This is a genomic window from Porphyromonas sp. CAG:1061, assembly GCF_000435035.1.
Classification (GTDB): Bacteria; Bacteroidota; Bacteroidia; order Bacteroidales; family Porphyromonadaceae; genus Porphyromonas_A; species Porphyromonas_A somerae.
In genome coordinates, this window is sequence record NZ_HF988826.1 from 1 (window position 1) to 1,695 (window position 1,695).

2 protein-coding genes are annotated in these 1,695 nt (G+C 45.0%); both read right to left on the reverse strand.

Annotation, left to right across the window (positions count from 1 at the left end):
• Nucleotides 1–12 precede the first annotated feature (12 nt).
• The gene (locus QVO39_RS00450) at nucleotides 13–504 is read right to left on the reverse strand and encodes a hypothetical protein (RefSeq protein WP_288171196.1); all 492 of its coding nucleotides are present in this window, start codon (nucleotides 502–504) and stop codon (nucleotides 13–15) included.
• Between the two features lie 183 nt (nucleotides 505–687).
• On the reverse strand, nucleotides 688–1,530 hold the full coding sequence (locus QVO39_RS00455) for a class I SAM-dependent methyltransferase (RefSeq protein ID WP_288171198.1): 843 nt from the start codon (nucleotides 1,528–1,530) through the stop codon (nucleotides 688–690).
• Nucleotides 1,531–1,695 lie beyond the last annotated feature (165 nt).

The window sequence follows — 1,695 nt, forward strand, 5'->3', positions numbered from 1 at the left end:
CCCTCACTCTTCTTATTGAATTTTGTCAAATAGTGTCTCCGCAGACATCACTCTCTCTACTATACCATAGGAGGTATAGTACACCTTGCCAGATCCACGGCTCGCCAATAGTGAGGTTCCTCCTCGTAGCTTCTCACCTTGCAACCCAATAGGGGCTACATTTTCCTTGGCACCGTCCATCTTTGCGTAGAGGGTGGCTGTCGTCTCATCTCCATCCAGACAGATAGAGTAGATAGGTGTATCGGTAGCTCTCAAGCTGGCACTATTGCAGGCCCACGCATTGGCTACCCTCGAGGTAGCATCATCTACCGACCAGATGACTAGCACCGCCTTAGGCTCATTGGCCAAAGTCTCGGCTAGATCACAGCCATCCACCACCATACTTGGTATCTGTTCGCCAGGGTTCAGCCCCTTATCGGCACGTCCTGAAATCACTCTCCCTGATAAAAGCCCAAGGGCAACGAGAGTTACCAGCATACCAAGTAGCATAGTTTTTAGTCTCATAAAAGTCTATCTAAATTCCACTTAACCCACCAAAGACACCCTTCACAGGCATCACAGAGGATGGGCCTCCGAGTTTCGGAGCATGGTGGCACTTCACTAAGTACCATCAAAAATCTTGGCAAAGATAGCAAATATATTATATATCCACACCCATTTATACTTTTTTATCAAGTTGTTTTGATCTTATAACGACCTAAAACCAAGAGTATATACCGTTGTATTCCAACGCATTGATGGTATCAAAGCAAGCAGACGAGCAATGAATATATGAGGTTTCATCATATCCAACACTGAGCGACGGCAAAGCACCTTCAGCTGGGGGTGCAAAGCTTCAACCTCGGCGATACTATCATAGCCTGACCTGAATACGGCCTGTGAGTGGCGAAGAGTATCGTGCTTCTGTTGATGCTTCACAATGGTATTATTCAATAAATCACCCACCAAAGTCACTCTTTCACCAAAAGCGGCATAAAGTCGCTCCAGTAGCTCTCTGATCTCTGCATCGGTGAAATACATAAGTACCCCTTCAATGACCAAAACAATATGAGTGGTAGGTGCCGTCATGCCTTTTAATTGTTCGATAAAATCGGGTGAGGTAAGGTCGGAAGTGACACTCGTAACCCCATTGAGAGGTGGCACCACCTCTTTTCTTATATTCATTACCTCTTTAAGGTCTAGATCCACCCTCGGGTAGTTTGAGAGGGATGAGAGCGTCCGATGCCATCGAGTGTCAAGCCCACAACCAGCATTCACCAACAAGATAGACTCAGGTGAGTGCTCTAAGGCTATTCTCACAGCTTCGCTATCGCAATACCCTGCCCGAACAAGACAGCCATAGTAGCTCATCTTATTCCAGCCACCATATTTATCCCAGTTGAAGTCAATTTGATTAGCGACATCAATAGCTACTCTATCGCCAAGTATTGGGTGAGGGCTCTCAGCATCTTTCCACCTCATCAATAGTGGGATTAAAAGCGTCTCCTCCACCGCATCAAAGTTTATTTTCCTTTTATCTGCCATCATCATCTTATCTTTTCATAAATCCGATTAGCAAAGCTCCCCAAATAGTCGCATTATCACAATACCTACCTTAAGGTATATTGATTGCTGATAATTGTGTACTTTTAGAAAAGTAAGGTAAAACAAGTAGCAGAAGGAGAGGTAGTATCCCAAAAAGTGTGTAAGGCAGAA